The organism is Parendozoicomonas sp. Alg238-R29 (genome assembly GCF_947331445.1).
Taxonomy (GTDB): Bacteria; Pseudomonadota; Gammaproteobacteria; order Pseudomonadales; family Endozoicomonadaceae; genus Sansalvadorimonas.
Genome location: NZ_CAMZOG010000103.1, coordinates 1 through 13,434 on the forward strand (window position 1 = coordinate 1; position 13,434 = coordinate 13,434).

Below are 13,434 nucleotides of genomic sequence, written 5' to 3' on the forward strand. Positions count from 1 at the left end.
GTAAAATCGGACTGGGGGCGCTATTAGGATTGGAAGACTGGCGAGCCGATAGTTTCTTTGTTGCCAGTCACCTGGATTATTTGCAGAAAACTTACTGGCAAACTCGTTACTCAATATCTTTTCCCCGTATCCGCCCTTGTGAAGGAGACTTCCAGCCCTCCAGCCCGATCAGCGACCGACAACTGGTTCAGCTTATATGCGCCTGGCGTCTGGTATTTCCGGAAGTTGAGCTTTCACTCTCTACAAGGGAGTCTGAGATCTTCCGGAATAACGTCTCACGTTTGGGCATTACCAGCATGAGTGCAGCATCAAGCACACGCCCTGGCGGTTATGCAGAAAGAGAAGATTCTGGAAGTGACCCGGCTCTTGAACAGTTCAGTATTGACGATGACCGGTCACCGCAGAAGATTGCAGAGATGTTGAAGAAGCAAGGATTGGAGGCTGTTTGGCGGGATCGAGAGTTTACTGCAATATAGCGAGAAGAGAAGGCAATACATAAAGCAACCATAAACTTCTACACACAAACGAAAAACATTGCTCCCTTGACCATGAAAAATGAGGAGTATTTTCGAGACAAAAAATAACCATGATCCGGCCTCTCTACAGGGTCTCTCACCTCCTGTACCGGATCATGGTTTAAATTACCCGAGGGGAATGTATCGGGCTTGCCTCTATCTACAAACTACACACAAGTTATAGTTCAATGCGCTCTTCACCACCTTGCCTTTAGAAAGGCTAAAACCCTTTTCAGGGCTGATGTTTCAGTGTTTGCATCAGCTTTGCTATGGCTCTATTAAACATCTAATTTGTCGTGAAAATATCACACCAACCGTTGAGTTTGTCGCAATATGTCACAAGCATTATCGTAAAGTGTCACGCTGTTCTGTGGTCTTGCATAACTTTGCTACAAGCCATGACTACACCTTGCCAGCTACATCTCCATATAATGCAACCAGCAGAACTGGACATGACTTATGGAAAACGCCGAGCACATTTTAGTTGTTGATGACCACGACGAAATCAGAGACCTTCTCGGGCAATATCTCTCCCGCCATGGTTTGAAAGTCACTCTGGCGATGGATGGTGTAACCATGCGCCAGAGACTTGAGAAACATGACGACATTGATCTGATTGTTCTGGATCTGATGATGCCGGGAGAAGACGGCCTGAGCCTGTGTCGTCATGTTCGCAGTATTGATGGCCCGCCAATCATCATGCTCACTGCCATGGGAGAAGAAAGCGACAAAGTTGTTGGCCTGGAAATGGGGGCAGACGACTATGTTTGTAAACCTTTCAGCCCCAGAGAGTTACTGGCCCGCATCAAGGCCGTATTAAGACGCTCCAGCAAACCCACTGGCCATCCGGAAGAGAACGATTCCAGTGACCGCCTGAAATTTGACCGATGGATTCTGGATAACAACCTGCGACAACTGGAAGACGACAAAGATCTTGTGATCCCTCTCAGTACCGCAGAATACCGCTTACTCAGTGCCTTTATCAGTAATCCTCGCCGGGTACTCAGTCGAGACCAACTACTGGATATTACCCAAGGCCGAGAAGCTATGCCTTTTGATCGCAGTATTGATAATCAGGTCAGTCGCCTGCGGCGTAAAGTCGAGACTGATCCAAAGAATCCAACCCTGATCAAAACTGTGTGGGGCGGTGGCTATATGCTGACAGCGGAAGTACTGTCTTCATGAGGCGTTTTTTACCAACCAGCCTGGCAGCCCAGATAGTTCTGGGTGTTTTACTGTCTCTGGTTATCGCTCAGATACTGACAGCAGTAATCCTGTTTGATGCCCACCGTGCCAATATGTATAACAGCGCACAATGGCAGCAGGTAAAACGCACTGTTACCCTGGCAAAAGAACTCGCCATAACGCCCACTTTCTATCACCCTGCCATGGTGCGGGCCGCCAGCATGTCCCGCGCCAAATACACGATAAACCTGCATCCAATACTCACGGATAAGCAAAATACATCGTCCCTCAAAACATTGCTGATCAGGCGTGTTGAAAAAAACATGGGACCTGAGTTTCATGGCCGTGTGCGTGCCCGTATGGGAACAAGCAACTGGCGCACAAGAAACTGGGGAGATTCATGCCCCGAGGATCATTTAAATAATGATGGTGACTGTGAAGTAGACAGAATGATTCGCAAACGTGGTGATACCAAGTTCATCGTCATGTCTGTGCAGCTTCCCAATAGCACCTGGCTGAACCTTACAGCAGAAGCGCCAAACCCCGAACCTCTGGCAGCGCAACAAACAGTTATCTTTCTGCTGATCGCTTCTGCACTGGTTATGCTGGCCATTGTGTTTCTGGTACGAAGAATGACACGCCCCCTGAAACAACTTTCATCAGCATCAAACCGGCTTGGACGCGGTGAAGATGTTGAGCCTCTGCCCGAAACAGGCCCTGATGATATTCGCCGGGCCACTCGAGCCTTTAATCAGATGAATGAGCGCATTAACCGGTTTGTTGCCGACAGAACCAATATGCTGGCAGCACTGACCCATGACCTGCGCACGCCCATAACCACGTTAAGGTTGCGTATAGAACTGCTTCCGGACTCCAGTGAGAAAGAACACCTTTTGGATACACTGGATGAAATGCAGCAAATGGCCGAAGCCACACTCTCTTTCGCTAGAGAAAGCGCTATTAAGGAACCTTCTCGCCGGGTGGACATTAACGCCCTTACCGACAGCATCTGTGAAGACCTGAAAGATATCGGCATGGATGTTAGTTTTACCGAAGGGCCTCCGAATATAAGCAACTGTCGGCCTGTCAGCCTACGCCGCGCTCTGCGTAACTTGATAGAAAATGCAGTGAAATACGGCCATCGCGCCGAAGTTTCCATGAATACATCCAAAACCAGCTCAATCATTGTTATCAACGACAATGGTCCGGGAATGGATGAGAAAGACATGGAAAGGGTTTTTGAGCCCTTTGTCCGTCTTGAACAATCCCGTAACAGAGAAACCGGCGGTATTGGCTTAGGTATGGCGATAGCCCGGAATATTATTCATGCCCACGGTGGCAAAATCAGTTTATCAAACAGGCCTGAAGGAGGCTTGCAGATAAAAGTCACTCTGCCGCTGTAAACAACCGACTGACCGGGATCAACCCGGTCAGTTATTTACCTCTTACTGCTCATTGTTCCCTTTGAAATTGTGCCCTTTGAAATTGTTCCACTCCCTGAAGTTGTTTCTCTACCTGTAGCTGCGTCACTTTGGGAAGCAAACCGATAAGCAAGGAACGATCGTATCAGGTCAGACCAGGATTCTAGCTTACTGCCTTCAACCTTTATAATATTCTTGTAGAACAGATCTCTTGCTGTGAAATGAGGATTTCCCATCATTGAAATATGAAGTTGTGACAGCTGACCGTTGCTGCGCTTCAGGTAAAAATTGCGGGCGTAATTAAACTCGCTGCGCAATGCAATAGCCATATTGTCTTCGTAAAGCCCCGGTATAACAGGCACCAAATTTCCAGCAACTGCCTTCATCTTCGTATTAACCTCCCTCATATTGCCTATAACCTTATCCGCTTTAGTTAGAAGAATGTGCATCGGTTTATTATCTTTATTCAGCGCAATAACCCTTTCAAACAATTTTTCTTCTTCCAGAGTAGTCGCTGTGTTACGACGTGCAGCATAATGATCGTCAAGGCTGCCAACCCATACAATTTTATCCGCCTCGTTTAATCGTTTTTGCAAATGAGGGGCATCAATCGACAGACTTCCTTTGGGTATAACATCACCAGAAGCCAAAGAAATGATCGTGTATCTTACAGTGCTTCCCTGAGAACCAAGATCCACTGGTTTGTACAACCTGACCGAATACGTCTTTCCATCGTTGACTGTTCTTGCCAGAGTTGTTTTATGTACACGCCCCATAGCCGTCAACTTGCCGATACCAGGGCGCCCCAACACCAGTACTTCAGTGTAGCTTTTTGAGTATTGGATAACTGGCGCTTGAAGTTTCTCTGAAGAATCGCCTGTCACAGACTTCACTGCGCCGGCAGCCTCTTTCACTTCGGTTGTGGGAAGGTACGCAGCTGAAAACAATAGTTTTTTGGGTAACTCTAGCTCCCCTGAGGCTTTCCCTTTACTCTTTCCGGAACCCAAATTCTGCGATAGTTTCTCTAGCTCTTTCTGTAGTGTGACGAGTTCGGTTTGATCTTCCCGCTCACTGAACTCTCCCTGCGAAACTATTGTGCTATCAATGTGTGCAATGTCCTTTTGAGCAATGCCACACATTTTTTCCGATACACCTTTTGTGTCTCTCCATTTCATTAAACTTGCCGTATCTTCCCCTACAGAAGGCTCCACCAACCTGTTTGTCAGTAGAGCTATTTGTTTTGCGGTTTCATCCAGTTTATTTATTTGCTTAGATGCTGCCCTAATTCTTAAATCGTCTGCTTCAGATCCCCTATCAAAAGCAGTTAAACGACTCCTGCTCTCTGCGATGCTTTGGTTAATCCGCCTAAGATTATCTTCAACATTCTCTTTATAGTTCTCAATCTTTGACCCTATCTTAGGAGCAAGCTTCTCCTGAATACCCTTCAGGCGATCTAAAACTTTAGGCACAACTTCCATGTTTTTTCTTTCACTAATTATCCCTTTCGAAGAGGAAGCAGCCTCAATACGCTTAACATCCTGACCTGCAATACCATACAGCTGTTTTGTGATCTCCTCTGCATCTCGCCACCCCCTTAAACCGCTCGACATTTCTAACAGTTCAGGTAATTCTTCCAGAGTCTTTTTCAGAGATTGCACGCGTTGTGTCGCTTCAAGCAGCTCCTGAATACCCTGATGCGTCATTTCAATTGTTGAGTAATCCGCCTCAGAATGTTCATTCAATGCTGCTAGCATTCCTAGTGTGGCACCAGTTCTCCTTTCAATACCCTTCAGATTAGTCTCTATTTTTGAATTATATTCTGCAGCACTTGCTGCCACCTGAGAGGTTAGCTTTTGTTCTATCAGCCCCAGGCTCTTTATTGCATTAGACACATCTTCCGGATCTTTTCTTTCCTCGAGCTTGTCCTTGGGAAGGTCTGCAGTCTCAATATGCTTAACGTCCTGATCAGCAATGCTACACAGTTTTTTAGACACTTCTGCGGTTTCCTGCCATTTGAATAAACTGTTTGATGTATGCAGTAATTCCGGAAAATCTTCCAGATTGCGCTTTAGATGTCTGATTTTTTGCACGGCCTGTTCAAGCTCTTCTATTTGCTGACGCTCTACATCAGCCTGAAACTCATCCGTTTCAGGCTGCACATTTAAGGCAGTTAAAGACTCATTCCTTCTTTTGATGCTTGTTTCAAGTTGTTCCAAAGCCCCCTCAATATTTGCTTTATGACTATTAGCCAGTGATGTATTTCTCTTCATCATACTCTGGAAATTACGTTCAGCCTCTTCTCTCTTTACGTCGCTGATCTCTTTCCTTTTGGCTTCAACTTCCGCGGCTTTCTGCCTGGCCTCATTTCCACTTTTCTGGATTTGCTTCTTACACTGCTCTTTATCCAGTTCATATACGTTTTCCACTTCCCACTGTTCCGGTTCCCGTGGCTCTTTTGGTTTTTTGGGCTTTTCCTTCCTACTCTTTTTGTCGGCTTCTGGGTCTTCCTCTGGCATTACCAAAACATCATGATCTTTGTTCTTCGCCGATGCTTTTTCTGAAAGTTTATTGCCATCCTTACCACGTTCGAAGAAACCATCGTCTCTGCTCTCCCCATCTTTTGGCAGAACACTGTGATATTCGTCAGGTCTTGCAGAGATAGTTCTTTTACCGGCCGGGTTCTTTTTATCCACAGGTGGACTTTCAACCTTAATCTTTGACAGAGACCACTCAAAGATTCCTTTGTAAATAACTGAGCGAATAACACCTGTGAGTAACTTATGCACACCACGGCTGGAGCCAGGCTGGCGATAAACATCCATCTGCCTGATGGCTTCGACAGTGACCTTATCCAGTGATCGGGAAGTCTCAAGAAATATCTCTGGTAACTCGTAGCCTTGAGTTTCGTTTCTATCAAACAATAAAAAACCAGAGTTACCCACAGAGACTGCTGAAAGCGTTTGTGTTGTAAGCAGCTCTGGCCCTCGCCCCTCAACAATAACGGGTTTGGCTTTTCCTCCAGAAAGAAACAGTGGCAGGCGGGACAGGATTTTTTCGTGAAGTGGACTAATTTGACGGTGTTTCAACAGGTCAGGGTGACGCTCAGACATAAGCAGGGTCCACCAGGTTGACCGTTCTCCCATACCATAGCGACCAGGAATCTGAATAACCCGCCCAGCCACACCATTTTTTACGACAGCTGCCCACAGCCTCAAGCGAGAGCCACCAACATCCGGATAGAGGTGTATACCCTCCCCTCCTTGCTCAAGAGTCCATTTGCGTAATTCTAAAAGCTGGTTTTCGAATTCATTAAGAGGCTCTATCTCAATTTCGTCATAAATGAAAACCAACTCAAGCCATGGCTGACCGGTATCAGGTGAAAATTCCGCGTCAGGGAGACGATAATAGATACGCACCAAGTGGGACAGTTCGGTGTCGAGAGGCTGGATTTCTCTGCTACCAGTAAACCTTGGCAGAAAAAATCCCTGCCAGATATCAGGTGCCGTTTCACTCACAAGCGCACCATGGGATATACCATAGCGAAGCACTGCAGACAGGTTTGGCCCTAGCCTGTCACCCAGCCACCAGCTGCCACTGCTGATGGCAAAACGATAGGCAAACTCGCTCCAGTTATAGGTTGTGGCAAAATCTACTCCAAAGGTAGCAACCAAAGACGTATAGTTTCCGAGCACTCGCTTCAGTACAGCTTCGGTGCCAGCCTGATAGAAATGCACCAACCCCATAAAGCCCAGAGCGCTGCCAGCCATAAGCCCTTCGTTAACGGCCAGGTCTGCTCCGTAGCTTGTCCATCCGTAGGGAGCTTCCAAAAATGTAGCTCTCTTTTTTTCTGGCAAACGGTAAACCAGCTGATCACGAACCAGTTCAACGGGTTCGACCCTTGAAACAGCTTTTGGTGAAGATCCGGCTTGAAAACCCTGCCTGAACAGAGACCCATACTGCTCCTCATCACCCCATAATGGCGTAATGCTAAGAAGCCCCCCTAAAAACAAAGTCGCCCTTTTCACCTGCACCCGGTGTCATGTCCCCATGGATAACTCTTAATTATTTGCGCTCTATAAAGTAGACAATCCGTTCCATGTTGCCAGAAGCTGTGAGCAATGATGTCCAGTCCGCACATATCACGCTATTTACTCAACCCGCAGCGTTAACCACTACACCTCGTAAATTGGCCGAAATCAGTTTATCCACCACTTCTGTGGATAAACCTGTTGGTTACTCAAAATCATCTGCTCCTTCCCGTGGGGGGGTATGGGAACAAGACAAATTGTTCACTTTTTGAACAGCGGTTACACGACAGTTGTCATTACCTGAACAAACTCCTTTTGGCAATTGGCCGGAACTGACCATAGAAAACGGTCAGAAGGCAAAACAAACCAATGTGGCTGTTATATAATCAAATGAGATAACGCTATACAGCGCTGATCTTTTGATCATTCTGTAACAAGAAGTCAGAAGTGCCATAACAACAGATAAGAATTACAGAGAGTGTTATGCATAAGCAGGATGTTATAAAACCACCGACTAAGCTAGACACAGCTTTTGATGCCCTCAGAGCAGTCAAAGACATAGCCAGCTTTGTCAGTGAGCGCTCCCTGCTGAAACGGGCTCCAAAAGGTGACGGCCATACAGTCATGGTTCTGCCTGGGTTCCTGACCAGCGACCCTGCGACATCCTTTATCCGTAATCGCCTGAGAAAACTGGGTTATAACGCGCAACCCTGGCGTCTTGGCTTGAACCTTGGCCCGACCACCAGTCGGGATATTGAAACCCTTTTACTGGAACGAGTTAAAGAACTTTATGTAACCTCTGGGCACAGAATCAGCCTGCTTGGCTGGAGCCTTGGTGGCGTATTAGCGCGGGAAGCAGCTCGTCGCCACCCAGAAATGATTCGACAAGTTATCACTATGGCCAGCCCTGTTGGCGGGTCCTTGGAACATACCAGCCTTTGGGATTTGTATCTCAATACCTTTGGCCGCGACGTAATCAGAGAAGAACTGGAAGAGAAGGTGAAACAGATACGTCAGCCAGTACACGGCGTGCCTTTCACTTCGATTTACACCAAGGAAGACGGCATTGTTGCCTGGCAGATTGCTCAGGTGGAAGAATCCGATCTATCACAAAACGTGAAAATCAAAGCCAGCCATGTAGGGATTATTTTTAACCCTCGTGTTCTGTATGTGATTGCTGACCGACTGGCACAACCAGATGGTGAGTGGCACAGGCTGGATGAAAGCAGCCAGAGGCTTTTGCTTTCCTAGAGGCTTTTGCTTTCCTAGAGGCTTTTGCTTTCCTAGAGAGTCACTCTCCTGGCTAGCTGCTCTCCCAGGCTTTTCAGGTTGTACGCGTCTCAACCTTTTATGACCGGTTTTTCCGCCCAAATGCTCTGCAGGATCAATGCCTGACTCTATAGAATAAAGCCAAGCAGCTACTGGCTGACCTATGGCAGTAGGATTTATCAATGCATCAGGTTTCACCCCAGGACAACCTCTTTCTCCATATGGAGTCCGGCACAACCCCTATGCATGTGGGGTTGCTTTGTATTTATAAACAATCCACAGCCGATGGCGGTCAGGTTCGCTTTAAAAACATTATCCAGACGTTTGAATCCCGCTTACACAAAGTGCCCACTCTGCGAAAGCGAGTGGTCAAAACCCCAATGAAGCTGGATTATCCTTACTGGATTGATGATCCGGACTTTGATATCGAGTTTCATATCCGCCATATTGCCTTACCGAAACCAGGAGACTGGCGACAGCTCTGTATTCTGATTTCTCGCCTCAATGCCCGCCCTCTTGATCTGAGTCGCCCACTTTGGGAAATGACCGTTATCGAGGGGCTGGACAATATTAAAGGTTTGCCTTCTGGCTGCTTTGCGATTTTAGGAAAACTCCATCGCTCTATTTTCAGTCGCGAAATTGGCGGCCAACTACTTGCCGCGCTGCACGACCTCTCTCCAGAGAGCATAGCCTCAACACCGGACCATCCTTCAACGGTTGATCGTGTTCCCAGTGATCTGGAGTTGCTCAGCCGCGCAGCAATAAACCGGGTAAAGATTGTCAGTTCCTATGCCAACCTGGCAAGGAAGTACACACTTCCTGCAGTAAAGAAACTCTATCAATCTGTCTGCGATACACAGTCCTGTGCGGTTGGCCATGCGCCTCACACGCGCTTTAATACACGATTATCTCCCCATAGAATTTTCGCGGGCACACGCTTCTCATTTGCAGACATCAACCGGGTGCGGGAGAGATTCCCTGACGCCCGTTTTAATGATGTGTTAATCGCCACTGTGGCTGGTGCACTTCACCGCTACCTTTCCGCAAAAGGCGAATTACCACAGAAATCCATGACCGCTATGTTCCCGGTTCCGGAACATCCTCAGGCAGGTTCAGACAAACGTGTTCACCAGTTTTCCTATATATTTCCCAGATTGTTCACGGAAGTGGCTGACGACACGAAAAGAACAGAGCGGCTGATCAGCCACCTGAAACGCTGCCGGGAAGACACTATGTGGCTTGACTGGAAGTTTGCCGATGATGCATCCCGCCTGTTTCCCAACACCCTGGCAGATATGTTCCTCAAAGCTGCTGTAAGCTATCAAAATGCTCGCCATACCGGCCCATTTTTCAACACCTTTATCAGCAGCGTGTCTGGCCCCCACATTCCTCTCTATCATTCCGGAGCTCAGCTTCATGCCTGCTACGGTATTGACTCGATATATGACAATTTGGGCCTGGCGCACAATGCCTTCAGTTATAACGACAGTCTGAACATTACCGTCAACTGTTGCCGTAACATGATGCCAGATCCTGAGTTTTACACTCAGTGCCTGAACAAGTCGTTCCGGGCTCTTCTGCCATCCAGTTCTTCGTCCAGAAAACAAGTTAAAGCAGTACCTCAAGAACCTGAGCCTGCATAAATTGAAAAGAATCTTGATGACCTTGCTCTTGGATATCTATTCAAGAGCATCATTCTCAGGACGGGGTAAAATTCTCTACCGGCAGTATTTTTTGACACTGTCGAACGGATTCAGGAAGAATCCGTGAGCGCTTGTCTGCTCTCTTGAAAACAGACATAAAAAAACAGCCCGCCGAAGTGGGCTGTTTCCTAAATAAGTGGGCTGCTTCCTAAATAAGTGGGCTGCTTCCTAAATAGGGATCAAGAAGCTTTTTTAGCAGCAGGCTTGGCAGCCGCGCGAGTTGCAGGCTTCTTTTCAGCAGCTGTCAATGCTTTAACAGCTTTACTGAGTTCTTCGATCTGCTTGGAGAGCTCCTGAACATCATCAGTACCCTCTTCTTCACTTTCTTTAATCCGAAGAACTTCTTTTAAGCGAGCGATAGTCTCATTGATTTTATCCTGCGCTTTCTGCTTCAGGTCATCAACTTTATCAGTGGCACGATCGCGAACATCTTCACCATCTTCTACCAGCTCATCAAACAGCTTACGTCCTTCAGTACCAAACTTTTCGTACCGGGCATAAGCACCAAGACCAGCCAACCAGATTTTCTCGTACATGAACTTACTCCCTTCCTTACGGTTCACTTTGATTGCAGGATAATTATAAAAACTGACTGCTTGAGTAAACATATTCAAAGTGTCCTAAACACCTGTCATTTAAGCAGAAAGTTTCCATTTTCTTGGCATAATTTCACGGTCAGGCACGCTGTTTGAATCAATGTATTAGTAGCCCCGATAAATTAGGATGAAAAGGACTGCTATTTATGACAATAATGACCAACTCATGCTGTTACGGAGATGAATAATGAGAAAAGTGACTGCAAACCACCCTTACACTATTGATGTAGACGACGTATTCAATTTTTTCTTTATCGAAGAAAATGTTGTTGCAAAACATAACAGCCTCGGTGCTCGCAAATACCGCCTGAAGAGCATGGACGAGTCTGGTTCAACTGTGAGCATTGATTCCCGCCGTGAAGTTCCTGTTGGCCAGGAAGTTCCATCGGCATTGCGTAAGTTCGCTGGCGAGTGGAACAAAGTTCGCCAGAGAGAAACCTGGACTCTGAACGATGACGGCAGTCGTCACTGCAAGATCCGTGTTGACCTGGATGGCTTACCTGTAAAGGTTCAGGGTGAAATGCTTATCACCCCAACTGATGAAGGCTGTGTGAACACTGTCAATATAGAAGTCACCAGCAGTTTACCTTTAATCGGTAAAATGGCAGCAGACTTTGTTGGTAAAAGCATTGAGCTACAGATGGAAGGTGAGTACGAGTTTATTAAAAGCGCATAACGCCACCGACTTTCCGCCATAAATAAAAAAGGCTCCATAAAGGAGCCTTTTTTAATACACTTCTACATTTAATACATCAGGCTGGTTCAGTAACGGCCTTTTCCAACACTTTTTTAGCCGCTGGTTTTTTAGCCGTTGTTTTCCGTGCAACTTTTTTGGCCGCAGATTTGGTTGCAGGTTTCACTGCAGCCTTATCCACTGTTTTTTTATCCACAGCCTTCTCTTCAGAAAACTTTTGTTCTAAAACAGCCTTATCTGCAACATCTGCCGTTAGCTTGCGTGTCGTACGACGCGTTGCTTTCTTCGCGGCAGGTTTCGCTGCTGCTTTCGCAGCGGGCTTCACGGCAGGCGCCTTTTTCTCTTCTTTCGGCAACAGAGCTTTCTGCAATTCCCGGAGAGAATAACGCAGGCAGTCAGCGTAGAATGCAGGATCAGGCATCATGCTACGACAGCAAGTCACACTCACTGAAATTTTTCCGTTATAGCTAAACAAGATATGGAACAGGCCCATCGAATCGTAACTGATACCCGTGCCATAAAAGTTCACCATCTTGGCCCCCGCAAAATACAGCGGTAACTGTGGCCCGGGAACATTCGTGATTACTGTATTAAACAGCGGCTTCAAATAACTGGTCAGGTTGTACTTAAGCGCTGCCCTTAACGCCAAGTTAGTCACGGTTGTTGGCAACAGCTGTGCTGCATCCAACATCAGATTACCGCCTTTTTTATCGTTAGCGTTCTTGCCTTTCGTGGTGGCTGCCTTAATCGCATCCAGCCTTTCTATAGGGTCTGCAATATCGGTATACACCTTGGGAAACATAAAGGATATTTGGTTACCCTGAACATTACTTTTATCGTTCGGGCGCACAGATATTGGCAACATAGCCGTCAGTGAATCTTCAGGCAACTCACCCTTGGTTTTCAGGTAACGACGCAGCGCTCCGGAAACAAGAGCCACCATAACATCATTAAGACTGATGCCTTCTTTAGCATCCTTCAGCGCCTTAATATCCTTCAACTCAAAATCAACAGCTTCAAAAACTCTATGGGCGCTAACCTGGTTATTGAACCGGGTTTTTGGTGCCTTAAACAGCATATTGCCGCTGTCTTTATCCTGAGTTCCCTTTATCAGGTTTTTAGCCATATCAAGGCTGCCAGGTAATACGTGCTGAGTCAGCGCTTTACCTTTTTTGGCAAAGTTACGAACACCATTGAATGCGGCCCGGCTCACAAGCTCGACACCTGTTGGTATCCGGTCAACAATCCAGGGTTTATCAACCTTAACTGGTGAAGCTTTAGGACCAAGGTCATGGAGAGCTGTTAACAACTGCGCACCAAAAACACCATCAACAAGCGAATGGTGCACCTTGGTGACCACCCCGAAACACCCTTTGGGCATTCCTTCAATATTGTCCAACCCTTCAATAACATAGATTTCCCAAGGAGGGCGCCCCATATCCAAAGGGCGGGAGTGTATACGGGCAACTTGAATACAAAGCTGTCGCCAGTCTCCTGGCTGGGGAAGCGCGATATGGCGGAGATGGAATTCAATATCAAACTCAGGATCTGCTATCCAGTAGGGATAATCCAGCCCCATTGGCACTTCAACCATACGATAACGCAGGGAAGGAACCTTATGGAGGCGACTTTCAAAAAACTTGATAATCTCTTTAAAACCAAGCACATCCCCATCTACAGTTGACTGGTCATAAATACCCAGTGAGCCAACATGCATAGGTGTATTACCGGTTTCCAAATTCAGAAACGCAGTATCCAGCGGCGATAGCTGTTCCATATTCCCTCACCCCGTAACTATTTTATTCTGCGGGAGCGCAACATTGAATAACACTGCCGCTTACTATTAGGTAGGCAAAAGTTGCGCCATGACTCAGACACACTTCACCTTTATAGGTTTATTCTCCAGCATCCATAGGAATTGGGTCAATGTGCTTAACTGCACAGTTTCCGGTCATAACTGCAAGATATTGGGGCATTTGGTAATAAGTTGATAATTCAGACGAAAAAAATAAATTCAAGACTG

The 13,434-nt window shown here is 46.7% G+C and carries 8 protein-coding genes and 1 pseudogene; 6 read left to right on the forward strand and 3 right to left on the reverse strand.

Annotated features, from left to right (window positions below; genetic code table 11):
* From thiH to QMA35_RS19025, 3 genes and pseudogenes are all read left to right on the forward strand, one after another.
* Nucleotides 1-476 (forward strand): annotated as a pseudogene (gene thiH, locus QMA35_RS19015) (2-iminoacetate synthase ThiH); the annotation flags it as partial.
* Between the two features lie 498 nt (nucleotides 477-974).
* The gene (locus tag QMA35_RS19020; protein WP_281648729.1) at nucleotides 975-1,700 is read left to right on the forward strand and encodes a response regulator; all 726 of its coding nucleotides are present in this window, start codon (nucleotides 975-977) and stop codon (nucleotides 1,698-1,700) included.
* Nucleotides 1,697-3,103, forward strand: coding sequence for an ATP-binding protein (locus QMA35_RS19025; RefSeq protein WP_281648730.1), 1,407 nt, complete (start codon nucleotides 1,697-1,699; stop codon nucleotides 3,101-3,103). The genes QMA35_RS19020 and QMA35_RS19025 overlap by 4 nt, the downstream gene beginning before the upstream one ends.
* A gap of 35 nt (nucleotides 3,104-3,138) precedes the next feature.
* Here QMA35_RS19025 and QMA35_RS19030 read toward each other — a convergent pair whose 3' ends face one another.
* Nucleotides 3,139-7,146 carry a hypothetical protein gene (locus QMA35_RS19030; protein ID WP_281648731.1) on the reverse strand — a complete coding sequence of 1,336 codons (4,008 nt, stop codon included), beginning with the start codon at nucleotides 7,144-7,146 and terminating at the stop codon, nucleotides 3,139-3,141.
* A 486-nt stretch (nucleotides 7,147-7,632) separates the two neighbouring features.
* On the opposite strand from QMA35_RS19030, the gene QMA35_RS19035 reads away from it, so the two are divergent.
* Both QMA35_RS19035 and QMA35_RS19040 read left to right on the forward strand, forming a co-directional pair.
* On the forward strand, nucleotides 7,633-8,400 hold the full coding sequence (locus tag QMA35_RS19035; RefSeq protein ID WP_281648732.1) for an alpha/beta hydrolase: 768 nt from the start codon (nucleotides 7,633-7,635) through the stop codon (nucleotides 8,398-8,400).
* A gap of 200 nt (nucleotides 8,401-8,600) precedes the next feature.
* Nucleotides 8,601-10,061 carry a wax ester/triacylglycerol synthase family O-acyltransferase gene (locus QMA35_RS19040; protein ID WP_281648733.1) on the forward strand — a complete coding sequence of 487 codons (1,461 nt, stop codon included), beginning with the start codon at nucleotides 8,601-8,603 and terminating at the stop codon, nucleotides 10,059-10,061.
* A 239-nt stretch (nucleotides 10,062-10,300) separates the two neighbouring features.
* On the opposite strand, the gene QMA35_RS19045 is transcribed toward QMA35_RS19040, so the two are convergent.
* The gene (locus tag QMA35_RS19045) at nucleotides 10,301-10,657 is read right to left on the reverse strand and encodes a phasin family protein (RefSeq protein WP_281648734.1); all 357 of its coding nucleotides are present in this window, start codon (nucleotides 10,655-10,657) and stop codon (nucleotides 10,301-10,303) included.
* A 247-nt stretch (nucleotides 10,658-10,904) separates the two neighbouring features.
* Here QMA35_RS19045 and QMA35_RS19050 point away from each other — a divergent pair, with 247 nt between their 5' ends.
* Nucleotides 10,905-11,393, forward strand: coding sequence for a DUF2505 domain-containing protein (locus QMA35_RS19050; protein WP_281648735.1), 489 nt, complete (start codon nucleotides 10,905-10,907; stop codon nucleotides 11,391-11,393).
* 76 nt (nucleotides 11,394-11,469) lie between these two features.
* On the opposite strand, the gene QMA35_RS19055 is transcribed toward QMA35_RS19050, so the two are convergent.
* The gene (locus QMA35_RS19055) at nucleotides 11,470-13,188 is read right to left on the reverse strand and encodes a wax ester/triacylglycerol synthase family O-acyltransferase (RefSeq protein WP_281648736.1); all 1,719 of its coding nucleotides are present in this window, start codon (nucleotides 13,186-13,188) and stop codon (nucleotides 11,470-11,472) included.
* Nucleotides 13,189-13,434: the final 246 nt, after the last annotated feature.

Bases quoted from the DNA above. Each gene is read 5' to 3' on its own strand.
- QMA35_RS19055 (WP_281648736.1), bottom strand. From the start codon at position 13,188: ATGGAACAGCTATCGCCGCTGGATACTGCGTTTCTGAATTTGGAAACC.
- QMA35_RS19050 (WP_281648735.1), top strand. From the start codon at position 10,905: ATGAGAAAAGTGACTGCAAACCACCCTTACACTATTGATGTAGACGAC.
- QMA35_RS19020 (WP_281648729.1), top strand. From the start codon at position 975: ATGGAAAACGCCGAGCACATTTTAGTTGTTGATGACCACGACGAAATC.
- QMA35_RS19040 (WP_281648733.1), top strand. From the start codon at position 8,601: ATGCATCAGGTTTCACCCCAGGACAACCTCTTTCTCCATATGGAGTCC.
- QMA35_RS19025 (WP_281648730.1), top strand. From the start codon at position 1,697: ATGAGGCGTTTTTTACCAACCAGCCTGGCAGCCCAGATAGTTCTGGGT.
- QMA35_RS19045 (WP_281648734.1), bottom strand. From the start codon at position 10,657: ATGTACGAGAAAATCTGGTTGGCTGGTCTTGGTGCTTATGCCCGGTAC.
- QMA35_RS19035 (WP_281648732.1), top strand. From the start codon at position 7,633: ATGCATAAGCAGGATGTTATAAAACCACCGACTAAGCTAGACACAGCT.